Raw genomic sequence first — 25,675 nt, 5'->3', positions numbered from 1 at the left:
ATTTGATAATAATGTTTCCAAGCAGTCTTTGACTCAAAATGCATCAGTAAACAACTGTTGAAAGTAAAAATGGAAGAACTAACTTCACTGTAAGCATAACAAACAATATACTCTTAACAGACTTGCAACTCAAATAGAAACATTTGATCATGAAGATTTTGTACATGTTTTGCCTGAAGCAAAAGATTTCTTATGATAGCAAGCTTAATCAAAGTAGTAGCTACGACTTATAAATTATCTAAACGTCACAAAATGTCAAATTTCAAACAGTTAGAATTTACAATCATTATCAGGAAAAAAATAATCATACAACAAGAAACCAATACATAGACAAATTTTGCAGCAATATTATCAATCCATAAATAAAAATATTGCTAATGAGCAGCTCAATAAAAGTATTGATGATTTTAGTTATTAGTCTTCTCTTAATTTCTGTACTTGTTACATGCAAAAAGGATGAAGAAAAATTCACAATATGTTATTTGAAAATAATTCATATTATTCATTTGTGATGGAAAATCCTTCAAAGAATAGTACACCGAATAGTTTTGAGATGAAGCTTAATACATCCAAAAGAGAAAAGGATATAATATTTAAAGAAGAATTTAAAAAAAATTCAACCTTATCCATTAGGTTACAGAGAGAAGAAATTTGAAAATATTTGTGTTTCTAATGTTCTTGGCAAACTAGTTTTGCAAGAGACTGCAGGAATTTTAAGGAAGTTACTTTATCAAATATCAGTATTTCAAAGCAATGTAACTAAACCGGATTGTAATCTTCAAAATGCTATTGCATTTAAAACGAAAGATAAAGTTCAGGGATTTGCTGGAAAAGAATATATATATAATAGTCCAGCATATTCGTTGCTTTTTTCTATAATTAATAGATTATTGCTTGAAAAAGTAATGCTAGAGATTTATAAATAAACATTTAAAATATATTCAGAAGATTTTGTAGCACGAAAAGGAACGAATATAATTTAGTTCATTATTTCTGAAACTAAAAAATAAATACGTAAACTTTTGGTATGTTTTATTTTAGTATTGTCTCTTAATGATGCAATATTATAAAATTCATATAAAATTGACGGTGTAATTCTTTTAAAGGAGAAATAAAAATAATACTTTTGTAGCGATTTAAATTAATAATCAATAACTCAAAATATATATATCATGAATAAAATCTACTCAGGAGCATTGTTCTTATGCTCATTCTTGGGTATTTCAGCTCAAGAAGTAGTTTGGCAGAAAGATATTAAATCCTCAACGCAGGATTTTTTAAGCCAGATTATCACAACCATCGATGGACAGTACCTGATTTCAGGAAGTTCTATTCAGTCGAATAAATTAACTGCTGAAAGCAAACAAAACAATGGTTATGATTTCCATTTAATCAAACTCAACCAGCAGGGAGAGAAAGTCTGGGAAAAATATTTTTCTGGTCAGAATCATGATTTTCTATCCGCTACAGTAAGTACGCAGGAGGGGGGATTCTTAATTTCCGGTACTACCTATTCGGGAAAAGGTGTTGATAAGAAAGAAGATTCCAAAGGAGGTTCAGATATATGGCTGATCAGGATCAATGAATTTGGGGATGAATTGTGGCAGAAAACCATTGGAGGTACATCTGATGAAGAGGTTAGATCGGTTATCCAAACCACCGACTTAGGATTCTTTGTGGCAGGCAATATTCAAAATTCTGAAAAAGGTTATGGTTCGAAAGATGTTCTTCTTATTAAGCTTGACAAAAATGGAAAAGAAACTTTTCAACTAATTCTTGGTGGAAAAGGCCTGGATGAAGTTGAGAAAATGATCCCTACGAAAGACGGCGGAGCATTACTAGGAGTCTATTCCAGAAGCAGTGCTGTGGCTGGAAGCGGAATGCCGGAAGTCGGAAGTAAAGCCATCAGCCATCAGCCAAAATCCAGCGGCAACTATGGTGAAGGTGATTACTGGATCATCAAGCTTTCCAAAGACGGAAAAGTGGAGTGGGAGAAGAATTTCGGCGGAAAAGGTGATGATCATTTAAGAACATTAGCGTTGACTTCTACAGGATACTTAATCGGGGGTGAATCGAGATCAGAAAGGTCGGGTAATAAAACGGTTGGCATTGAAGAAGGAACCGATTTATGGCTGATTTCTCTTAATGAAAGAGGAGAGGAAATCTGGCAGAAATCTTACAATTTTAAAAATAGAGATGTGTTAATGGGAATGAGTGTTTTACATTCCTGGGATGAAAAATCTTCAAAAGGAATCTTATTAGGAGGTTATACTCAGGCAGAGGGAAAAATCGAGAATGATGACGAAACGTTCTGGATGCTTTATTTGGATTACAATGGAAATGAACAGTGGAGAAAATATGTGAAAGGAGAGTCAAAGAAAAAAGAAGAGAGACTTTCAGATATTAAATTAAACAGGGATGGATCAATTGTACTGGCAGGAACAAGTGCCGAAGAGCTGGGAAAGGAGAACTGGAAAATTGTAAAACTGGGAGATAAGCAGATTGATCAGCTGATCGAGAAACAGGATATTAAAATCTATCCGAATCCAGTATCAGATTATGCTTATGTTGAAATTGGTTTTGATTTTAAGGAGGCTGATATTGTGTTGTACGATATGGGAGGAAGGCAACTGCAAATATTGAAAACCAAGAATAAAGTGACCAAGATTAATACGCAGGCCTTAGTACAGGGAGCGTATCTTATAACGATAAAAACTAATGATTATAAAACAGCCAACGCAAAAATTATAAAGAAATAATGAGAACAACCTATTTGATACTTATTGTATTATTTTCGAATTTTTATTTTGCACAAACACTAGCAGAGAATAAAATTAATACTCCCACGTCGCCTGAAGTTGCTATGTTTAAGCGATTTGGAGATATTCCTGTAAGTCTTTATACAGGTGTAGCAGGTACCACAGTGCCATTATATTCATTAAATGTAAATGGTTTTTCTATACCTATTTCTTTAGACTATCAAGCATCTGGAATCAAGCTGGATGATCAGGCAACTTGGGTAGGCTTGGGCTGGAATTTAATGCCCGAAGGCGTGATTTATCAAAATGTTAGAGGTAAAGCAGACCAATTGGATGTAAGTTATGTAAGTCCGAATGAGTATGCCGCTTTTTATGATAGATTGGCCACATATCCTGGGGGTACAGGTCGTTTTAAAGTAGTTAAGCAAAGAGGTTATGCAGATTACGACTGGTGTATGCCTACTTCTGGAATACCACTATGCTTTCCACCATCCCCACCCATTAATTCGGATGCTGATGTGGTTGTAAATGATCTTGTTTATAGAAAATATGGTGAGGTAGATACTTTTAGGTTTAATTTTTTTGGACATACCGGCAGCTTTTTCATAAACCTTCAGACCCGACAGGTTGTTCTTATCGACAAAAGCGAAGATATTCAGTTTGATGTTTCCGAGGGAAGTATCGTAGCAACGGATGATAAAGGAATTAAATATACCTTTGGAGAGCGTGAAATATTTACAAGTTATTATGGCAATCCTCTAACATCAGATTTTTCCAGCCGAAGCTATAAAATTACGCAGATAGAACTGCCTACTAAACAAAAGATCTTTTTTGACTATGAGAATGCCAATTATTCATTTTATACATTTAGCCAAAGTAAAAATGTTGATAAGTATGGCTACAATTTAGGTTATACATTCTGCGACGGAAAGATTAATAAACAATATCAAAATCCTTTTGCCATAATGAATGCTAGCGATGTGAAAATGTTGAAGAAGATCAGGACAGATGATGTAATAGCTCAGTTCAACCTTGAAGGAAGAGATGATATCAATATTTTATCTACTAATAATGTAAAAAGATTGCAGTCTATTGATATAATGAATGCAAGAACGAATAAAAAGTTAAAAACAGTTGATTTTAATTATTCCTATTTTCCATACATTGACGATTTTCCAAGTGTTGTTTTTCCATCTAATCTTTTGAATCCAACTTTAAAAGATGCTTTGGGAAAAAGATTAAAGCTTGACAAAGTGTCAATATCAACTTACGATAGTTCTGAAAATAAAATAAATATTGGTGAGAATTATGATTTTGAATATAATCTTACGAATACTCTTCCTCCCAAAGTGTCTTTTGCAAAAGATTTCTGGGGGTTCTACAATGGGCATAGTAGTAATATACTATTGCCGGATTTAAGATTTTATATCCAATCCAGTACCGGATTACCTATTGATTATGAATTTAATAATAGGTATTCTAATAAAACTTTTGTTGACGCCTATATGCTGAAAAAAATAAAGTATCCGACAAAAGGGTATACTGAATTTGATTACGAAATTAATTCTTTTAAAAATCAGTTTATTCCAAGTCATGATCAGGTGATAGATCTTACAAAAACATATCTTTTGAACAATACGGGAATAGGAGGATATAGCTCACCACACAAAGATACTTTAACAATTAAAGTAACCGCTGGACCAAAGACTATACGTTTTTTAAATAGGTTTTCAGGTGGGTTTGACGGAGGTCCGTATGGTCCTCAATCAAAACGATATGATTTTTACCAGTTAGTTAATGCAGGAGCTTCTATTCAATTTATGAAACTAAAAACGAATGCTAACGGAACAACGAATACACAGGTTCTAAAACAGTGGGATCTTGCCAGTCTTACTAACGCATCTACATTCAATCAGACATATTCATACGAATGGGAAGAGATTTATACAATTGATTCTGTTGATCCTGATCCAACTACCAGGTATATGGTAAAACTTAATCTTAATCCCAATATGTACGTCCCGGCAGATATGTATCATTCCGCAGGTGTATTTTCGACTGTGACTTATATTGATTCTCCTGCTGTTGGAAGTGGTTTTACATGTTTTGGCCACGGTCCCCGTATAAAATCAGTTAAAAATTATTCATTACAAGGCACTCTTGCTGAATGGAAAAATTATGAATATGATGAAGGAATATTGCATAACAAAATAAGTCCTCTAATGGAGAAAGATTATTATTGTTTTGACTGTACTCCGTCAACTTATTGTTCAGGTAATGCGAGTTATAATAATTTCTGGTATATAAGTGACCAAGTCACTTCAAATGAATTTGATGCTGTGGGGTATGGAAAAGTAATTGAGAAGAAATTTAGTGTTGATAATCCTCTTCAGTCGAAAGGAAGCACGGAATACTACTATAACAATCATGAAAATGCAACTGCTAATTTCTTTCCCGTTATCAAAAATCAAACGAATGGTCTTATCAGAGAAAAATTAACTAAAGATTCCAATAATAATCTTCTTCAAGCAGATACCTATATCTATAAAAATTTAATTCCATTTAATCAGTTTTACAGTGTAAGACCGGAAAAGAAATTTCTTCTGGGAGGTACCGGGAAAGATCCGGTATTAGCCTCATCAGGGGAGTATGATGGAATTTCTAAGTATCATTATTATATTACGCCTATGATGTCTGAATCTCATAAGATCGATACAATCATTCACAAACAATATTTTAATAACAATATATTGCAAAGTGTAGAGACATTTACATATAATTCAAAAGGCTCAATATGGCTGCACACTAATCAGGCTTCTAATGAAAAAATAAAAACAGAATATGAATATGCAGATATTGTGGGGAACGCTTATCTGGAATCTAAGAAAATGTTCGGAATTCCGTTGGTGACAAGAGTAGAAAGAACAGCTGATAATATAACAAAGACTCTTTCTCTTAGTGAGATTAAATATCCTGAGTCTAATGCTGAAGCCGCTCAAAAAACTGCTGGTCTTCCTCTTCCTTATTCGTTGTTAGACTATAATGTTAATGATATCAATAACAATATTTATCCACCCTCATTTATGGTAAACTTTAGTTATGATCAGTATGATATCAAGGGAAACTTACAGCAATATAGTTCTAAGGATGGGGTTCCGACCGCTATTATCTGGGGATATAATAACACACAGCCCATAGCTAAAATTGTTGGTGCTACATACGCTCAGGTAAGCAGTTTTGTAGCTGCAATTGTCTCTGCATCAGATACGGACGCTTCTGCAGTTCCGAATAATGATGAGTCAGCTCTTCTTACCGCACTAGATAACTTTAGAAAAGACAGCAATATGGCAGGCTATCAGATTACGACGTATACTTATGATCCTTTAATAGGGGTGAGAAGCATTACCCCTCCATCAGGAGTAAGAGAAATCTATCTTTATGACGCTGCCAACAGGCTAAAAGAAATAAGAGAAGGCAGCCAGAGTGGTAAACTGTTAAAAGAATTCAACTACAATTACAAAAACTAATACCGATGAGAAAAATATTAATTCCTATAGGCGCTTTACTGTTGTCAGGTTTGTCTTATGGACAAATAAGTTCTACAGAAAACTATATCCAGAGCAGAACGTATTTGGAACCTGTTACAACATCTAGTACTACTGCCAAACAAATTCAGACTGTCCAGTACTTTGATGGATTAGGCAGACCCAAACAGATTGTAAATGTAAAAGCTTCTCCGCAGGGTAAAGACGTGGTAAAGCCGATCTTATATGACGGTTTCGGAAGACAGGTAAGCGATTACCTTCCTGTTCCTCAACAATCGACCAATAACGGTGGAATATATACACAAACTTCAGGTAACTTCCCGATAGGAGATCCAACAGGAGTATATATGAATGAGAAACCTTTTTCGGAAAAAATCATGGAAAACTCTCCGCTGGACAGGATTCTGCAGCAGAAACAGGTAGGCCAGGCCTGGAACGATAAACCAGTACAATTCGGGTATAATGCCAATACTACAATGGATGCTGTAAAAAAATATGTCACGGTAACCTCTTGGGAAAACGGAGCCACGAAAAGCACCATCACCCAAAGTACCGTTTATGGTGATGCTCAATTGTATAAAAACACCGTAACGGATGAAGACGGCAACCAGACGATTGAGTTTAAAAATGCTCAGGGAAAGGTACTCTTGGTAAGAAAGATGCTCAGTGCGACGGAAAAAGCCGACACGTATTATGTGTACAATGAATATAATCAGCTTGCTTTTGTCATTCCTCCAAAAGCATCGCTGGCGGATGATCCCAATACGATTCTTTCGGATCTTTGCTATCAGTATAAATATGACGGCAGAAACCGTTTGGTAGAAAAGAAGCTTCCTGGTAAAGGCTGGGAGTATATGGTTTATGATAAGCAAGACCGGTTGGTTCTTACCCGTGATGCGGTACTGGAAGCTCAGGGTAAATGGCTCTTCACGAAATACGATCAGTTTTCAAGGCCTATATATACCGGTATTCTAGACAGCCCGCCGGGTAGAGCCCAGCAGGTAGTTGCTGTGGAGGGATTAGGCTCCAATAATGAAGTCAGAACTACAGCAAGTTTTAACAATACCGGGATGGACGTATACTATACAACGAATTCAGCGTATCCTCAGTATAATTATGTTTTGTTGTCTGTCAATTATTACGACAGTTATCCAAGTTATAGTTTCAACCCTGCTTTTCCTCCAACGATTCTGGGAGAAACAACACTAACCGATACTCCCACCACAGAAGGATTAAGTACAAAAAGTCTTCCGGTGATGAACCTGATAAAAAATATTGAGGATAACAACTGGACAAAGAACTACACGTACTATGACAAAAAGGGAAGAGCTATCGGAAGTTATTCTATCAATCACTTAGGTGGTCGGACCAAGGTAGATTCTAAATTGGACTTTTCAGGAGTTATCCAACAGACTATAACCACTCATAAAAGACTGGATACGGATACCGATCGGATGATTACCGAAAACTTTACCTATGATCCTCAAAACAGGTTAATGATCCATACCCATCAGGTGGACAGTAATCCTGTAGAATATTTAACCCAGAATAGCTATAATGAACTTTCACTGATTTCCGGGAAGAAAGTAGGGGGGATATCACCTTCTGTTCCGCTGCAGGACATCAGCTATAGTTACAATATCAGAGGATGGATGACTAAAATCAACGATCCGGCAAATCTTAATGGCAAATTATTTGGTTATGAAATAAAATATAATAATCCGGAAAATGCTGCTCCTAAATTTAATGGTAATATCGCTGAAGTAGATTGGATAACGGGAGCGGTAGTAAATGATCCTAAACGAAGATATTCCTATGAGTATGATAAACTGAACAGACTTACGAACGCATTTTATAAGGAGCCAAGCACGGGAATCAGCGGTAATTTTGATGAGTATTTAACATATGACCTGAATGGAAATATCTCAAATCTTAAGCGTACTGCAATTCCGGTATCAGGACTTACAGGTACATTGGTAGACAATCTGGATTATCAATACACTGGAAACCGTCTTGACAAGATTATTGAAAATTCAACGAATGATACAGGATATGAAGGTGGAAATAATCTGATCGATTACGATGCTAATGGGAATATGATTAATATGAAGGACAAAGGTATTCAAACTATATCATATAACTATTTGAATTTACCTTCTACTTACGGAATCAGTGAAAATAACTTGGGAGCTATATCTAATGTCACTTTAAATCACTTGTATCGTGCTGATGGGATTAAATTACGCAAAACCTATATCAATGTTGGGCCTAGGGGATATTCTACAACAACAAATATGACAGATTACTTGGATGGCTTTCAGTATAGTTCTTCAGAAACTACACAATGTACATGGTGTCGTACCAGCGTAGCTTTTGAAGAGCAGGCTTATCAGCAGAAAGATATAGTGCTACCAGGTGATGGTAAAAAGCCCCCACTAATACCTTCTTCTACTTGGATTTTAAGTTTTGTGCCAACAGCAGAAGGCTTTTACAGTTTCACAGAAAACCGTTATATTTACCAGTATAGAGATCAATTGGGAAATGCAAGAATTAGTTATGCTAAAAATACGGATGGCATATTAGAAATTACAGACAGGAACGACTACTATCCATTTGGTCTAAATCATATTGGAGGTCCTAAAGGACTTTTAGGTGGGTACCAAAACTACAAATATAACGGTAAGGAACTTCAGGAGACGGGTATGTACGCAATGGACTTCCGTCATTATATGCCGGATATTGCAAGATTTATTGCCCATGACGGGCTTTCTGAAATAATGCCTAGTTGGACGCCTTATCGTTTCGCGTTTAATAATCCTACATATTTTTCTGACCCAACTGGATTATTTGAAGAGGAAAATAATATGTTGGCATATCCTGACAGACCAGGAACAGAAAAGGGGCAGGTTTGGACAGATTTAGACGGGACCTTTACTTGGGATGGAGATATGTGGAGAGATAGTAACGGTGCTGGTATTTCATATAAAGAAACGCAGATCGAAGGAGTTACTGTTAGTGGTAGTTCCAAATCTAGTTCTAACAATGTTTCTTGGCTTTGGTATACTGGCTATAATTTAGCAAAAGATTCCCATATTAGACTCAACTATTACTATCCCAATAATCGACTTATTTATAATAATTATACGAGTTCTGCAGAATATGCTTTCTATAGGTATCATTTACAACAATCAACTAGAGCTCAATTGTCCACACAAGGGCGAGCAATGTCTCAAATCCTTAAAACAAAAGAAGCTCAACTAGCTACAGCAAAATACTATGCTTCTGAGGGAATTAAGCCTAGCGGAAGAATTAGGGGTGGTGCTGGTACTGCGAAAATATTGAGGGGAGCAGGAACTGCGGTCGTTGTAGTTTCCGCAGGTATGTCCATATATAATGTGGCAACTGCGGATAATAAAGCACAAGCATTATCTGGTGAGATTGGAGGTTGGACAGGAGCTTGGGCTGGAGCGGAATATGGTGCGATGATTGGTTCTTTTGCCGGACCTTGGGGAACTGTAATTGGTGGTATTGTTGGGGGAGCTGTAGGATACTATTATGGTTCAGAAACAGGAACGGAACTTTACAATACTTTATCCGAATGATTATGAGAGGAGAATTTGACTATATATCCAATCGTTTTATAAAAGAGAATATAAGCAAAGTGTTTAAACAGGAAGATATAAAAGAGATTAGACTAATAAGAGTATTAAGAGGTTACAAGCTTAAATATCTTGAAAACAAATCGCCTTTCAGATTATTGTTATTCAGCAATGATGATTTATACTTCATCAATGAAACAACGGCGGAAGATTGCATAAGTTTTTATACTTTCAAAATCCATAAGGATATCTACATAATGGGATTACGCACGATATATTATGATAATGGAACAAGGAAAGAAGATGTTGTTTACAATAAGCAAATACCTTCCTTTCTTTATCATTTACTTATATCGAAATATAATACAGTTTTGTAAAAAAAACCTCGCAAAAGCGAGGTTTTTTTGCTTTATACCTTGTAAACGTTTGCAAGATTGTCTTTTAATCGTTTTTACTGATGGCGATATCGATAATATTGAAGATGGATTTTTTTCTATTTCGTCAAGCTCTTCTAAAAGCCGTACTTTATCAATTACATTTTTATCATAAGAATTAATATCCAAAGTTTGTTCTTCGTCCAGAAGTTCAGCGAGTTTAATTCCTAAAGCTTCAGCGATTTTATCAAGAGAAGATAAAGTAGGCTCTACTTTACCGCTTTCTATTCTGCTGTATTGTACCTGGTCTATACCCAAACTTAGAGCTATCTCTTTTTGAGAAAGCAAAAACCTGAGTAGGAAGATTTGGAAAAAGTGAGCGGATTGTAGAATTACAAGTACAATGGCAAGTAACTCCAGGAGACAGGTTTTTTTGGAATTTATATAAATACAATAAATTTTATAGCTCAGAAGTTAATGGTATCATTGAAGAGATAAAATCAAATAGAAAATTTGAAAACTCTAAAGTTATCAAATTTGTTGGAGAAAATGATTTTAATTATACCTTTTGGATTTATGCACCTGATAAGAATGTTCTTAAAATTGGTGACTCTATTCATAAAGCAAAAAACTCTGAGGATTATCACATTTATCGACAAAATAGCTCAGGAAATTATAGCTTATACAAAACATTAAAAAACAAGCCATAATAAAAACCGCTACTCGAAAGGGTAGCGGTTTTTATTATGAAGTTTCCTTTTGAAAATTTGGTTTTACCAGATTTCTAGTTAAGATCAGATTTAATTTTCTTAAAATCAATAAGATATATGTGGTTCGATTCCGGTATGGTCACCTTGGCAGAATCTCAATACGTTTCTCCTTTAAATAAAGAGTATTTTGATATTAAGTTATTGATATACAGTCGTTTTGCGTGATTCGACCATTTTATAAATCGCCTATAAAGTAAAAAAAGAAGTATTAAATAGGTATAACTTTATAATATTGATATATTACTGATTATCAAGTATATAAAAAATAAATGGCACCAATTGTCTTCAATTGGTGCCATTTGGCTTGTGTACCCAGGACCGGGATCGAACCGGTACTCCTAAGAACTGGTGTTTGAGACCAGCGCGTCTACCAATTCCGCCACCTGGGCAAGTGTTACCTTTGTTTGAATCGGTGTGCAAATATAGAAACTTTTTATGAATCTCAAAAAATATTTTAATGAAAAAACTAAAAATTTATTTCCAATCCATCGTAGGCAAGGTGCATTCCGGCCGGAAGTAATTTATCTTCAACATCATGCAGCCCCAGATGATGACTGATGTGCGTTAAAAATAGTTTCTTTGGTTTTAGCTCTTCGAATAATTTAATAACATCAGGAAGAATAAAATGAGCAGGATGCGGATCAAACTTTCTGATACAATTCAAAATTAATACATCCAGATTCTTAAGCTTTTCCTTTTCCGTATCTGAAATAAAGCCGGCATCGGTAATATAAGCAAGATTTTTAAACTTATATCCAAACACAGAAATTTTAAAATGGATTACTTCAATAGGCGTAATTTCTGTATCTAAAACCGTAAAAGGCTTATTTTCAATTTCATGCAGCTCAAAAGCAGGCGCTCCGGGATATCTCTCATCTGTAAAGGCATATGGAAAACGTTTTTTTACCTCATTTCCAACTCTTGAATAACAATACAAAGGCATATCTTTTCCTGTTTTGAAAATCAGAGGACGCATATCGTCAAGACCGATCACATGGTCATTGTGTTCGTGGGTAAGCAATGCGATGTCAATCGTATTTTCTTTATTGTCAAGCATTTGCTGTCTGAAGTCGGGACCGCAATCGATTAGTATTTTTTTACTTTCATCGGTGGTCACCATTACAGAAGATCTGAGACGACTGTCTTTGGGATTTTCTGAAGTACATACCTCGCAGGTGCATCCAATAACGGGTACACCCTGGGAAGTTCCCGTTCCTAAAAATTTCAACTTCATTTCTTTTGAGGTTGTTTTAATTTTGGTAAATTTACGAAAAATTTAATGTCCTAATGTATCAGAAACTAACTCCTAAACAAAAAGCATTAACAATTAATCTAGATCCTACTATTTATGGTACTTTCGCGGAAATTGGAGCAGGGCAGGAGACTGTTCGACACTTTTTTAGAGCAGGGGGAGCTTCCGGTACAATCGCTAAGGCAATGTCGGCTTACGACAAAGATTTTAGTGATGCGATCTATGGAAAAGAGGTAAAAAACAGATACGTTACCCAAAACAGACTTCGAAAAATGCTTCGCTATGAAGTAGCTTTAATCGAAGAGCGAATTTCCAGAGAAAACAACCCGAACAGAAAGTTTTTTTCTTATGCAAATACCGTTACAACCATTAATTTTGATAAAACAGTTAAAGGTCACGGTTGGGTAGGAATCCGTTTTCAGGTGAAGGAGAATGAAGATTACAATGAAATTGTTATTCATGTAAAATTTAAAGAAAATGATGCCACGTTACAGCAGGAAACTTTAGGGAATCTTGGTGTAAATCTTATTTTCGGGGCCTTTCATTATTATGATAACCCGAGAAATCTAGTAGAATCTCTTTACGACGAAGTAGCGAAGGATAATCTGGAGATCGACATGATCGATTTCAGCGGTCCTGCCTTTGAATATGTTGACAACAGACTGATGTCCTTACAGCTGGTAAAACATGGAATGACGGATGCCGTCATCTTCAATTCGGAAGGGAACAATATGCTGCCTGCTGATATTTTATACAAGAAAAATATTTTTGCTGTTAGGGGAAGTTTCAGGCCTGTAACGAAGGTAAATATTGATATGTTGAAAAATGGTCTCGACATGTTTCTTAAAGACGCCCTATGTACACCTGACGAAACCGAAGTTCTGATCGAGATCACCATTTCAAACCTTCGTGCAGACGGTGATATTGATGAAAGGGATTTCCTGGATAGAGTCGATGTATTGGGCAAACTAGGATATACGGTTATCATTTCCAATTATTCGGAATATTACCGTTTGATTGATTACTTTGCTTCGTACACCAGTGGAAATATCGGGGTGGCGATGGGTGTAAATAACCTGTTGATGGTATTCGACGAGAAATATTATAAGAATCTATCAGGGGGAATCCTGGAGGCTTTCGGTAAGTTTTTCAGAAACGGACTGAGAGTGTATCTTTATCCTTACAAGGATCCTGAAACGCATGAATTGCTGAATTCCGATACATTAAAAGTAGAAGAAAACCTGAAAGAATTGTATAAATATTTCAAGCACAACGAACGTATCGTAGACATTACCAACTACAATCCGGAGTTCCTGGAAATTTATTCAAGAGATATTTTGAAAAAGATCGGATGCAACATCAAAGGCTGGGAAACCCAGCTTCCTGAAGGCGTCGCGGAAATGATTAAAGAACGCGGAATGTTCGGCTATAAAGAAGAACTTTCGTTAAAACAATTCTCTTAAAAACAATATAAAATGTCAGAATTAAAAAAAAGACTTTCATCAATATTAGAAAGTCCAAAACATAATACGGAAGAGAAACTTGAAAAGGTTTGCCATCTTTTAGATCAGGAAATATCATATTTCAATTGGACTGGTTTTTACTTCAAAAATGGAGATAAAGAAGAACTGAAATTGGGGCCTTATGTTGGAGCTCCTACAGATCATACGATTATTCCTTATGGAAAAGGAATTTGCGGGCAGGTTGCCGTTTCTAACGAAACATTTGTAGTTCCCGATGTACATGAAGAAAGCAACTATCTGAGCTGCTCCATTGATACAAAAGCAGAAATTGTTGTTCCTATCTTTAAAGACGGAAAGAATATAGGACAAATTGATATCGATTCTCACACGATCAATCCTTTTACGGATGAAGACCGTGAATTGCTGGAATGGCTTTGCAACGAAGTCTCCAAAATTTTATAGTGGAATATATCTGTTAAAATAGTGACTCCGGCCCGAAGGGCCGGAGTCTTTTGTTTCAAAGAATTTAATTTTAAAAAGCCTATTTGTTTCAATACAATTCTGTTCGAATCTGTGAGAAAAACATAAATTAAATTAACTCTACTTCAGAAACCAGATTTTTAAAATAATTCCCGCATTTCGCAATGTGTGTTCCATACCATGAAAAAGCTTCTCCGTCTACAATGATGATTTTTTTATCGGGATAATAAGCTTTTAGCTCTTCAATATGCTTTTCTTTAAAAGGAAAAGGCTCAGAAGAAAGCATGATAACTTCTGCATGAGCAAGATCTGCAATTTCAATTACCGGATAACGTTTTTTATCTTTGAAAATATTTTCAAAATCTATTTCTTCCAGTATTCTATGGATGAAAGTATCAGATCCTATGGTCATATAAGGATTTTTCCAGATGAGGTAAGCTGCTTTTATCTTCTTATTAATTTTGGTTTGTTGTAAAACATCATAAATTTTAAGATTGAACATTTGCGCTTTATCTTGTTTATTGAAAATTTGACCTAGATTTTTAAGCAGATAATAATTATCTTCAATAGTCTCAACATTGGTAACAATTACTTTAAAATCAGTCATTAAAGCTTTAACCTGTTCTTTGACATTTTCTTCTTTGTTTGCCAAAATAAGATCGGGTTGTAAAGCTTTTATTTTATCAATATTAATATTTTTCGTTCCGCCAATAACCGTTACGTTTTTCACCTTTTCTGCAGGATGGATACAGAATTTTGTTCTTCCCACCACATGATTTTCCGTTAAACCTAAATCAAATAAAGCCTCAGTAATTGAGGGGACAAGAGAAACAACTTTCATTCTGATATTTTAGAAGTTGCCTAAAATTACAAAAGTTTACCGGTTAAGAAAAGCCCAGCCACAGAAAAATAAATGATAAGTCCTGTGACATCGACCAATGTTGCTACGAAAGGAGCAGAAGAAGTTGCAGGGTCAAGTTTTAATTTCTTTAAAATAAACGGAACCATAGAACCAGAAAGAGTTCCCCAAAGAACAATCATCACTAAAGAAACACCAACACTTAGGCCGACGAACGGCCAGTATATTCCGTAATTAAAGAAACCTGCCTGATGCCAGATCATAATTCTTAAGAAACCAATAATTCCCAAAATTCCGCCAAGAAATAATCCGGTGAATATCTCTTTTCGCATAACGTACCACCAGTCTTTCAGTCCGATCTCCTGGAGTGCCATCGCCCTGATAATCAATGTAGCAGCCTGCGAACCTGAATTTCCGCCACTGGATATGATTAAAGGAACAAACAGCGCTAAAACCACCGCTTTTTGAATTTCATCTTCAAAATATCCCATCGCAGAAGCAGTTAGCATTTCAGAGAAAAAAAGGATGATCAGCCACATACCTCTCTTTTTCACCATTTCAATTAGCGAAGTTTGGGTATACGGAACGTCCAATGCTTCAAGACCCCCGAATTTTTGGATGTCTTCAGTGTTTTGTTGCTCAATTTGATCCAGAATGTCATCAATCGTTACAATTCCTACCAACACACCTGATTCTGTAACAATTGGAAGTGCGGCCCTGTCATATTTTTCGAAATATTGAACAGCGTCTTCCTTTGAAGTGGTGGTTGTAATAGCAACGAAATGATTATCAGTAATTTCTGAAACCAACGTATCTTCTTCCGCAAGCAGAAGGCTTCCAAGAGCAATGTCGTCGATTAATCGGTTTCTTTCATCAACAACATACAGGTAATTCATGGTTTCTACCTTGCTGCCGACTTTTTTGATTTGCTGAAGACATCTTTTGATCGTCCATTCTTTCCGGATCTGGATGTAATAAGGCGTCATCAGACGTGCAATAGAATCAGAATCGTAGCCTAATAACTTCAATGCAATCCTCCTTTCCTGAGGATTCAGATGGTTAATAGAATATTTAATCAGTTCATCCGGAAAATCTTCAAACAGAGCCGTTCTGTCGTCGGGCGTCATCGCGTTAAGGATTTCAGATACTTCGTCGCTTCCGATGCTTCGGATGGTTTCTTCCTGGAAATCAGGGTCAAGATGTGAGAAAACTTCTGCTTTGTATTCTTTCGGAACTTTCAGGAATGCCAAAAGCCTCTCATCGGCGTGAAGTTCGCTCAGAGTTTCGGCAATATCGGCAGGATTAAAGATAAGTTCGTCTTTAGAATTCAAAACGTTAAATTTTGGTTATGCAAAAATAGTTCAAATTTTTAGAAAAAGGTAATGGTGATTTAAATTTAAGGATTACTTAAAATGTATTTAAACACAAAACACTCACAAGAATGCGAGTGTCAGAAGAATTTGAATTGAGATAAGTTTGAATGAATTGTTATCTCTAAAATAATCATTTTTTTTAAATTATTCACTTTAGAATGAATATAAATTTATGAAAATCAATGGTGTGCATAATATTCTTGATGAAGAAATATTACTGTACGGAAGCTTACATATTTACTTGAAGAATAAATTTAAAACCCGTTTTCTTCAGAAGGCTTTATTTTTCGCAATTGTTTGAGAATTCCTTTGATCGCACCGTTTGTACCGATCTTCACTGAATTTACTGTAGATCCCAAAAGCCGCATATTTTTCCTATACGTATCATAATCGGTTTCTGTAATGAGATTTCCTGAAGCATCAAAAAGTTTCATGCTTACTATTACCTGGTTGGAAAAAACATATTTTCCGATTCCTACTTTGAAATATTTTACTTTAGGCACAATGGCAAAATCTGCATCATTATTAATACAATAATCCGCAATTGTCTTTTTGTCAATACTGTCAAAAGAAATCTGGGTTTCCGTTTTCAGCATTTTGTTTTTTCTTTCACTTAAATTATCTGAAACGGCACTGAAAAAAGCAGTATTGGTAGGCTCTTTTATCTCTTCAATATCAGGCTCAACCTGTGGATTGAAGTACAACACTTTTTTTATTTTAGCGTCATAACTCTTCTGCGCTTTAAGTAAAGAAAAGCCCGATAAAACAAGAATAGCGAATATTGCGAAAGTAGTAGATTTTCTCATCATTAATTCCTATGCAAAATTACTGCCTTTTAATGGGATAGCATAATTTTTTTAAGAAATATTTAACATTTTTTTCTATCAATTTCAATTTACGAAATCAATAATGTTTGCAGAATCCAAAATAAATCGTAATTTTGCAGCCGTTACATAATAATCATTTAAATAATATTGGAATGTACTTAAATACAGAAAAAAAGCAGGAAATTTTCGCAAAACATGGAAAATCTGCACAAGACACAGGAAGTGCTGAAGGACAAGTAGCTCTTTTCACTTTCAGAATCAACCATTTATCTGCTCACTTAAAGAGCAATCACAAAGATTACAACACTGAAAGATCTTTGGTAAAACTGGTAGGTAAAAGAAAAAGATTACTAGATTATCTTAAAAACAAAGATATCGAAAGATATAGAGCAATTATTGCTGAACTAGGTTTAAGAAAATAATCTACAAGATTTTTAAAAGCAACTTCGAAAGAAGTTGCTTTTTTATTTATCTGATTTATTTTTTTTAAAATTACCACATTAAAATACACGAGAAGCTACGTTACTAAAAACATAAATTTGCCTTGATTTTAGTACGGATTTAGGCCGACAAAGTGTTATATCCAAATAATTACATTAAATTTGCATCGAAAATTTAAAGAGTTTAAATATTAATCGTACTCAATACGGAGTACAAGAAGACAATTTTTATGAGTATACCTCAAGCGTTTACAGAAACGATTACTCTTGCAGACGGCAGAGAAATTATTATTGAAACGGGTAAGCTGGCAAAACAGGCCGATGGATCCGTAGTTGTAAAATGTGGCGGAACAATGCTTTTGGCAACGGTTGTAGCCAATAAGGAAGCAAATCCAGGAGTGGATTTTTTACCATTAACGGTAGATTACAGAGAAAAATTTTATGCAGGAGGAAGAATTCCCGGAAACTTTTTCCGTAGAGAAGCTAGGCCTTCCGATCAGGAAATTTTAACAATGAGATTGGTGGACAGAGTATTGCGTCCGCTTTTCCCTGAAGATTTCCACGCAGAAGTTCAGGTGATGATTTCATTAATCTCTTATGACGGGAAGACAATTCCTGATGATTTGGCAGGTTTGGCCGCTTCTGCAGCAATTGCCATTACCGATATTCCTTTCAACGGACCAATGTCTGAAGTAAGAGTGGTAAGATTTAATGGTCAGCTGGCTATTAATCCAAGTTATGAGCAGCTAAAAGATTCTGAGCTTGATATCATGGTGGGTGCTACCAAAGATTCTATCGTAATGGTAGAAGGAGAGATGAAAGAGATTTCTGAGCAGGAAATGCTGGAGGCCATCATCTTCGCACATGCTGAAATCAAAAAACAAATCGAAGGTCAGGAAAGATTAGCTGAAAAAGTAGGTAAAGCTTTCCCGAAAAGAGAATATTTGCATGAAGTTCACGACGAAGCGATCCGTGAAAAAGTGTGGAAAGAAACTTATGATAAAGTTTATGAAGTTGCAAAAACGCCATCTGCAAAAGAAGAAAGAGGAGAAAAATTCAAGGCTGTTCTTGATGAGTTCCTTGCTCAGTATGTAGATAACGCTGAGGAGCTTGAAAGAGTAACTCCTTTTGCAAAAGTATATTATCATGACGTAGAAAAAGAAGCAATGCGTCAGATGATCTTAGAAGATAACATCCGTCTTGACGGCCGTGATCCGAAAACAATCCGTCCGATCTGGTCTGAGATCGATTATCTTCCGGGAGCCCACGGTTCTGCGATCTTTACAAGAGGTGAAACGCAGTCATTAACGGCTGTAACGTTGGGTTCTGTAAAAGATGCCAACATGGTCGACAGCGTTATCACGCAACATGACGAAAAATTCTTTTTACATTATAACTTCCCTCCGTTCTCTACGGGTGAAGCAAGACCTTTGAGAGGAACTTCAAGAAGAGAAGTAGGACACGGAAACTTAGCTCAGAGAGCTTTACAGGCCGTAATTCCTGAAGAAAATCCATATACGATCAGAATCGTTTCCGATATCCTTGAATCAAATGGTTCGTCTTCTATGGCAACGGTTTGTGCGGGAACTTTAGCATTAATGGATGCTGGGGTACAGATTACAAAACCTGTTTCCGGTATCGCTATGGGATTGATTACTGATACAAAATCAGGTAAATTTACCGTACTTTCTGATATCTTGGGAGATGAAGATCACCTTGGAGATATGGACTTTAAAGTAACGGGAACTGCCGATGGTATCACTGCTTGTCAGATGGATATCAAAATCCAAGGGCTTTCTATGGATATCATGGAAAAAGCTTTAATGCAGGCTAAAGAAGGAAGATTACATATCTTAAATAAAATCACGGAAACAATTGCTGAGCCAAGAGCTGATGTAAAACCACACGCTCCGAAAATGGTGGTAATGGAAATCCCGAAAGACTTCATCGGTGCGGTAATCGGGCCTGGTGGAAAAATCATTCAGCAGATGCAGAAAGATACGGATACAGTTATTGCCATTGAAGAAATCGGCGAAATCGGACGTATCGAAATTGCAGGTACCGACAGAGAGAAGATCAATGCAGCAGTGGCAAAAATCAACGAAATCACTTTTGTACCGGTTGTAGGACAGGTGTACAACGGAAAAGTGGTGAAGATCATGGATTTCGGAGCATTCGTAGCGATTGCAAAAGGTACGGAAGGACTTCTTCACATCTCGGAAATCGAGTGGAAGCGTCTGGATAAAGTTCCATATAAAGAAGGGGATGAAGTGGAAGTGAAATTTATGGGTTATGATGACCGTAAGAAAATGAAGCTTTCAAGAAAGGTTCTTTTGCCAAGACCTCCGAAACCGGAAGGTAAACCAAGACCGGAAGGAGAGGGAAGACCAAACAGACCTGAAGGACAAAGACCACAGGGCGAAAAACCTGCTGAAAACAACAATCCTTCAACTGAAGCATAAGATTAGTACTTATCAATGATATGAAACCACCGGATGTCCGGTGGTTTTTTTGTTTAAGCTTTTAATGGAAACGAGGATTGCAAATTTGAGCTGGCTGGTGTGTCATTCTGAATGAAATGCAATGGAATGAAAAATCTCCGGAAGAATTGCTTTTTAGCACGCAGGAATGTTCTACCGTGTTGCTAAAATGTAACTTTATATCGTGCCAATGTAAAACAATAAGGCAAAAAAGTAAAACAATGAAGCAAGAAAGTGAAACCAGATGGCAAAAAAGTGAAACCGGATCGCAAGAATGTGAAACCACATTACAAGAAAGTAAAACCAGATCATAAAAAAGTAAAGTTACATTGCAGGAATGTAACTTTATGTCGGAGGAATATAAGATGTTATCGATCCTGCGTTCTGTAAAGACCAAGATGTTTCGGATTGCAATTCTGGGTTGACGTATTAATTACTACCCTTTTGGGAATTAAAAGATTTTTTCTAATTCAAACCTAATCAAACGTCTTTTTATCTCTGCTTAAATGTATGCGTAAGCAAATATTTAGTTATGTTTTTATTTACATTCAAAAAAACATTGATACCCTTGAATTTACCGGATTTTATGTCTGCGGCAAAAATTTAAATTAATTTTTATATTTTTGAGCAAATATAAACACAAACGCATGAAAAATATACTTTCACAAAACTTCCCTTTTCAGGATACTTTTATTCTTTCAGCCTTAATTTCAAGGCTGACTTCCAAAACAATTTTTACAGTATGAGACTTTATCTGAAATCCCATATTGCAAAAAAAGGAGAAACTTTGGAACAGATTGCTGAACAGTATCAGATTCCGGATATAGAGCTATTGAAATATTTCCACTATCAGCATGTACCTAAAGACAGCAACCATCTGGGCAATACTCTTTTTGCCGGACAGGAAATTTTTATCCCTGATGAAAATGATATCCGCACTATTTTAGAAAAAAGAAATTTAAATAGTGAAGAAAATAATATAAAAAATCACAATCAGATTGAAAACGGAAATTTATTGCCTGATTTTCAATCTATTGATCATACTTATATCGTTGAAATAAGAGATATTTTTGAAAATAGAACAGATCATGTACAGTTTGAAATTTTATTACAATATCTGGATAAGCATGACTCTAATTATATTTTTAAATTCAAAAAAGAAAATCTTTTATTAAATGGTGAAAACCCCGAATTGAAAGTATATAATCTGGCCTTGAAATGTGCTTCTGTGTTTTCTTATGTAGAGGTAGGGATTAATAAAAATGGTTTGTTGTCGTATGTTCATAACTACAAAGAGATTTATAATAAATGGAAAACCTTAAAAGAGGACCTTTACAATCTTTATGAAGATGCTCTGTCTCTAAGATATATTGACGAAATAAATACTGTTATAGAAGATAGAGATACTCTGACCTCTTATCTTAGAAAGGAAATTTTTCTTCAGTTTTATTTTTCGGTTTATTTTAAAAGGTATGCTGAAGGGAAATCTGAAAATGCAGCTCATTTCTTATTTGATGAAATACTGCACGAAAATGTGTATGAAATTGACATCAATGATAAACTGATTGCCATAAAGCAGGAATCTCAATCTATTGATAAACGCAGTCTGCATGAAATCTTCGGGAATATAAAAAGAAGCGAGGAGCAGTATGGTGAAAGCGAATTGCCTGAATCTACCATTACGGCTAAATACCATCTGGATAAAAGCCAAAAAATACTACAAAATGCCGAAATAAAAGTAGAATCATTAGATTATCACACAAAGGAATTTAAAGAAATACAGATACGTTTAAAACATTAATTCGACACAAATACACACAAATGAAAGAATATAAAGTAAAAAAAGGCGAGACTTTATCGTCTATCGCCCGGGATATAGGATTACCTGATGCCTATACGCTGAAAACATTTCACAATTTTAATGGCCCTATAGAGAAAGGTATAGGAAATGACATCCGTGAAGGAATGATCCTTACCATCCCGGATGCACATGAAGTAGCGAAAATTAACGGTGAAATGGAAAGTAAGAGAGCGAAGAATGCTGATAAATTAAATGCAAAGGAAATTTCCGGAAATAACAAAACAGAATCTAATGAAGATCAGCATGAAAAAGAAAATAAGAACGAACCTAAAGAGAAAGCGCCGAGTGAACACGACGGAAAACTTTTTGTAATCCAGAAAGGGAAAGCCATCTGCGACAAAGGGGCTAAGTTTCCTCAATTTAAGGTCACTAGCCACAAGAAGCATTATATCAATGACGATGGTTCATCCGACGATTATCTTGCCGTGACCCAAAATGATGTGCAGTTCAATCCTCCTGCAGTACCTTTTGGGAATTGTTCGCTTCAAAACGGCCAGTCATGCACTTTTTCTCCTGCAGGCAAATGGCAGAAGTTCTACCAGAATGTAAAAGTTATGGATAACGCTCTTATTACCGAAATCTCAGAGCTCCAATGCACCATCGGTGGAAAAATAAAAGTAATGGATCACGGCCAGCGGGAAGAGCTGACCAAACAGAACTTCAAGAATGCGGACAGGAATTTCCACAGCTATATCAATCCGTTGGTGGATTTGAGGAGTTTTATTGATGAGATGGAAAATGATAGTACAATTGATTTTGAATAAAATAGATCATGGCAAAAAAAGGAATCTCAAAAATCAAAGGCCCGGAAGAAATACATCTGGGAGAAACTGTTTATTATGAAGTAAGTAGATTTTATGATATTAATGATACAGAAAAGATAGGTATTACCAATTGGAAAATATATGTACACGATAAAGGGAGCTTCCGTGAGCTACGTCAGAAACCGGGAACGCCACCTAAGAAAGGTTATAAAATACCTTTAACCATTAACAATCAAAAGCTTGTAGGTAAGGAAATCTTAATAGAAGCTTACCTGTACGAACCTGAAAAGTCCGCTCCTCCCGGATTGAAAGTAAAAGTACTCCCGGGAAGAAACAAGAAAATTGATCGTGTAGAATTGTTTATGCGTGATGACACTCCTATCAAAGAAAATACTGTCCTCAAATACGGGCAAAGCATTAAGATAAAGGTTTACACCCAAAATATGCCGGGAGAAAAAATAAAGCTTACCTTGTATGAAGATGATGTTAACGGGCCCGGACATAGTACCAAGAATGAGAAAAATAAGGTAGCCAGCATTACACGACATCTAAATAATGATGGATTCTTATGGCATGAGTTTAAACTGCCTGTTGAATTTTCCAAAATAGCCAATGCAGTCATGGATGGAAGCCAAGACAAGATACATGAATATTACGTAGTAGCAGAAACCGCCCAACATAAATCTGTAAGCAAAAATGCTGAGGTAAAAAATCCTGATTATATTTTTACCCAAACTGTAAGCAGCAGTATAGATCCCAATAAGATTTATGGTAAAGAAATACTGATTGAAGAAGTTGTTATCAAAGGGAAATATAAAAAGCAGGTTGGGGTTGATCCTATGGAGAAGTCTGGGAGGAGTACTGTGGAGGTGAAGGCTCCACCGGCGGTGAAACAGGATGATAAAAATGAGGTTTGTGAGTGTGAGGCTAGAGTGAGGGCATTTATGAGGATGATTAGAAAAGGAGAAGGAACAATTGACGAAGGAGGATATTCTCGTATTGTTGGAGGATCTAAATTTTCTAATTTTAAATCACATCCAAAAATATACATAAAAGAACATAATTCAACAGCAGCAGGAGCTTATCAAATAACACTAACTAATTGGGACAGTGAAAATTTTTCACAATGGAGAAGTGATAATAAAGTTGAAGATTTTTCACCAGAAAGCCAAGACATTTATTGTGCTTATCTACTAATTAAAAAGAAAAGAGCTTTTAATGATATTAAAAACAATGACCTTGAAGGAGCAATTAATAAATGTGCTAAAGAATGGGCCAGTTTACCCGGTGCAGGATATGGACAAAGAGAAGAAAGTATAGAGACTGTAAAAAAATTATATAATAAGTTTTTAAACGAAGAATTAACTGGCCAGGAAGGAAGTATTGCTAAATTACACATTAAACCAGGTTTTTTAAAAAAATACTTTGGATATAACTGCTGTGAAGAAAATAATGATAGTAAACAAATAACAAAGAAGAAATATGATATTGATAAAGCAGTAGCAAAAATTAATTCTAATGTAGAGCCTAAATCAATTTCCGCATGTGCTAAATATGTAAGAATTGCAATTGAGGCAGGAGGATTATCAACAAATGGAAGGCCAATTTCAGCAAAAAATTATGATGTATTTTTACCAAAATTAGGCTTTACACAAATTAGTACTGAGAATTATACACCAAAAAAAGGTGATATTAGTGTAATACAAAGTATAGCAAATCATCCACATGGTCATATTTGTATGTATAATGGAAGCCAATGGGTTTCTGATTTTAAACAAATAGATATGTGGCCTGGACCAAGATATAGAAAAAATCCCCCTAGATATAATATTTTTAGATGGAAATAAAAAAATTAAAAATGATAAATAAAAAAATAATTCTGCTTTTAGTAGCTTTTTTTTCATTTCAAGCATGTAGTCAAACGACTAGTTCCTCTGAGAAAAAAATAGAAAGAATAAAAATTGATGATAATGCATTACAGGAATTAAAAAAATTTTATACATCTTATTTTTCAGAAATGGAAAAAAGTGATAAAGATGTTGAAACAAAACTTGATCAATTAAGGAAAAAATACATGACAATTGATTTATACAATAAAATCAAGCATTTAAATCTAGATTATGACCCTGTAATAAATGCACAAGATGTAGAATCAGATTGGAGAAAAAATTTAAGCATTTCAAAATCTGTTGAAGATAATAATAAGTTTGAAATTTCTAATAGTTTTGATAATTCTAAAAATTACATTTATATAACATTAAAAAAAATAAATAATACTATTAAAATAAAAGATATAAAAGTTAATGACATACCTAGTATTTTAAATTATAACGAAACTTATAATAATTTTAATGTAGATAGTCTATCTATAAATTATGATACTATTGAGACTGTTATAAATGGCTATTACCGTTACAATTCATGTGATGATGCTAACCCCTCATATTATATAGCAGATGATGAAGGTCAATTAAGCTTTTATACTCAAAAAAAACACTGGGTATCAATATCTACTTCATCTGAAAAACTAAATAATGTTTATGAAATAAAATATGATTTCATTACAGGTGTTTCCGGAAAAAATGCCGATCTTAATTGGGAAGATTACTCTTCAAGAGAAAAAATAGCAGAAATTAAAGTAATAAATAATAAACAAATTGAATTTAAATGGTATGGATTTTATAATGTAAAAACCAATCAGAGAGAGCTTTTGGAAAATCCATTTTTAAATAACAAAAATCCAAAACAAGAAATAATTTTAAATAAATGCAATAATTAGCTTAGGGGATTAAATTTTGATCACCTTAATATCAAAAGGAATTAGCAGAA

General features: G+C 35.1%; 17 protein-coding genes and 1 tRNA gene. 12 read left to right on the top strand and 6 right to left on the bottom strand.

The genetic code is table 11. The features are described from left to right. The first annotated feature begins 692 nt into the window (after positions 1-692). The 4 genes from BMW64_RS07575 (at position 693) to BMW64_RS07560 (ending at position 9,906) form a co-directional block, all read left to right on the top strand. Positions 693-926 carry a hypothetical protein gene (locus BMW64_RS07575; protein WP_089999431.1) on the top strand — a complete coding sequence of 78 codons (234 nt, stop codon included), beginning with the start codon at positions 693-695 and terminating at the stop codon, positions 924-926. 246 nt (positions 927-1,172) lie between these two features. Next, positions 1,173-2,759: a T9SS type A sorting domain-containing protein gene (locus tag BMW64_RS07570; RefSeq protein ID WP_089999430.1), complete on the top strand. Its 1,587-nt coding sequence runs from the start codon at positions 1,173-1,175 to the stop codon at positions 2,757-2,759. After that, complete coding sequence (locus tag BMW64_RS07565; protein WP_089999429.1) at positions 2,759-6,286, top strand: hypothetical protein; 3,528 nt, start codon at positions 2,759-2,761, stop codon at positions 6,284-6,286. Before BMW64_RS07570 ends, BMW64_RS07565 begins: the two co-directional genes overlap by 1 nt. A gap of 5 nt (positions 6,287-6,291) precedes the next feature. Beyond that, on the top strand, positions 6,292-9,906 hold the full coding sequence (locus BMW64_RS07560) for a DUF6443 domain-containing protein (RefSeq protein WP_089999428.1): 3,615 nt from the start codon (positions 6,292-6,294) through the stop codon (positions 9,904-9,906). A 341-nt stretch (positions 9,907-10,247) separates the two neighbouring features. On the opposite strand, the gene BMW64_RS07550 is transcribed toward BMW64_RS07560, so the two are convergent. The 3 genes from BMW64_RS07550 to BMW64_RS07540 all read right to left on the bottom strand — a co-directional run bounded on the left by BMW64_RS07550 (position 10,248) and on the right by BMW64_RS07540 (position 12,281). Further along, complete coding sequence (locus BMW64_RS07550) at positions 10,248-10,625, bottom strand: helix-turn-helix domain-containing protein (RefSeq protein ID WP_143052661.1); 378 nt, start codon at positions 10,623-10,625, stop codon at positions 10,248-10,250. Positions 10,626-11,356: 731 nt separating this feature from the next. Next, positions 11,357-11,436, bottom strand: a tRNA-Leu gene (locus tag BMW64_RS07545). Between the two features lie 77 nt (positions 11,437-11,513). Then, a complete protein-coding gene (locus tag BMW64_RS07540; RefSeq protein WP_089999425.1) occupies positions 11,514-12,281 on the bottom strand; it encodes an MBL fold metallo-hydrolase in 768 nt (255 codons plus the stop codon). Positions 12,282-12,334: 53 nt separating this feature from the next. On the opposite strand from BMW64_RS07540, the gene BMW64_RS07535 reads away from it, so the two are divergent. Together BMW64_RS07535 and BMW64_RS07530 are read left to right on the top strand one after the other, a co-directional pair. Continuing rightward, on the top strand, positions 12,335-13,762 hold the full coding sequence (locus BMW64_RS07535) for a nicotinate-nucleotide adenylyltransferase (RefSeq protein WP_089999424.1): 1,428 nt from the start codon (positions 12,335-12,337) through the stop codon (positions 13,760-13,762). Between the two features lie 12 nt (positions 13,763-13,774). Beyond that, positions 13,775-14,224: a GAF domain-containing protein gene (locus BMW64_RS07530; protein ID WP_089999423.1), complete on the top strand. Its 450-nt coding sequence runs from the start codon at positions 13,775-13,777 to the stop codon at positions 14,222-14,224. 127 nt (positions 14,225-14,351) lie between these two features. On the opposite strand, the gene BMW64_RS07525 is transcribed toward BMW64_RS07530, so the two are convergent. The 3 genes from BMW64_RS07525 to BMW64_RS07515 all read right to left on the bottom strand — a co-directional run bounded on the left by BMW64_RS07525 (position 14,352) and on the right by BMW64_RS07515 (position 17,283). After that, positions 14,352-15,083, bottom strand: a complete 732-nt coding sequence (locus BMW64_RS07525) for an ABC transporter substrate-binding protein (RefSeq protein WP_089999422.1) — start codon at positions 15,081-15,083, stop codon at positions 14,352-14,354. Positions 15,084-15,109: 26 nt separating this feature from the next. Beyond that, positions 15,110-16,432 (bottom strand): magnesium transporter, encoded by a 1,323-nt coding sequence (mgtE, locus tag BMW64_RS07520; protein WP_089999421.1) that lies wholly within the window; start codon positions 16,430-16,432, stop codon positions 15,110-15,112. 296 nt (positions 16,433-16,728) lie between these two features. Continuing rightward, the gene (locus BMW64_RS07515) at positions 16,729-17,283 is read right to left on the bottom strand and encodes a pyruvate decarboxylase (RefSeq protein ID WP_228400872.1); all 555 of its coding nucleotides are present in this window, start codon (positions 17,281-17,283) and stop codon (positions 16,729-16,731) included. 170 nt (positions 17,284-17,453) lie between these two features. On the opposite strand from BMW64_RS07515, the gene rpsO reads away from it, so the two are divergent. From rpsO to BMW64_RS07480, 6 genes are all read left to right on the top strand, one after another. Further along, positions 17,454-17,723 carry a 30S ribosomal protein S15 gene (gene rpsO / locus BMW64_RS07510; protein ID WP_089999419.1) on the top strand — a complete coding sequence of 90 codons (270 nt, stop codon included), beginning with the start codon at positions 17,454-17,456 and terminating at the stop codon, positions 17,721-17,723. A 248-nt stretch (positions 17,724-17,971) separates the two neighbouring features. After that, complete coding sequence (locus tag BMW64_RS07505) at positions 17,972-20,203, top strand: polyribonucleotide nucleotidyltransferase (protein WP_089999418.1); 2,232 nt, start codon at positions 17,972-17,974, stop codon at positions 20,201-20,203. A gap of 760 nt (positions 20,204-20,963) precedes the next feature. Further along, the gene (locus BMW64_RS07495; RefSeq protein ID WP_089999416.1) at positions 20,964-22,022 is read left to right on the top strand and encodes a LysM peptidoglycan-binding domain-containing protein; all 1,059 of its coding nucleotides are present in this window, start codon (positions 20,964-20,966) and stop codon (positions 22,020-22,022) included. Between the two features lie 20 nt (positions 22,023-22,042). Beyond that, the gene (locus tag BMW64_RS07490; protein WP_089999415.1) at positions 22,043-22,846 is read left to right on the top strand and encodes a DUF4280 and LysM peptidoglycan-binding domain-containing protein; all 804 of its coding nucleotides are present in this window, start codon (positions 22,043-22,045) and stop codon (positions 22,844-22,846) included. Positions 22,847-22,854: 8 nt separating this feature from the next. Continuing rightward, a complete protein-coding gene (locus BMW64_RS20850) occupies positions 22,855-24,693 on the top strand; it encodes a glycoside hydrolase family 24 protein (RefSeq protein WP_228400871.1) in 1,839 nt (612 codons plus the stop codon). Next, a complete protein-coding gene (locus BMW64_RS07480) occupies positions 24,684-25,625 on the top strand; it encodes a YqhG/Tai3 family protein (RefSeq protein WP_089999414.1) in 942 nt (313 codons plus the stop codon). The genes BMW64_RS20850 and BMW64_RS07480 overlap by 10 nt, the downstream gene beginning before the upstream one ends. The last annotated feature ends 50 nt before the right edge of the window (positions 25,626-25,675 follow it).

The sequence above is a fragment of the Chryseobacterium taichungense genome (assembly GCF_900109935.1).
GTDB classification, from domain to species: domain Bacteria; phylum Bacteroidota; class Bacteroidia; order Flavobacteriales; family Weeksellaceae; genus Chryseobacterium; species Chryseobacterium taichungense.
This window is presented reverse-complemented; position numbering and strand designations above follow the sequence as displayed.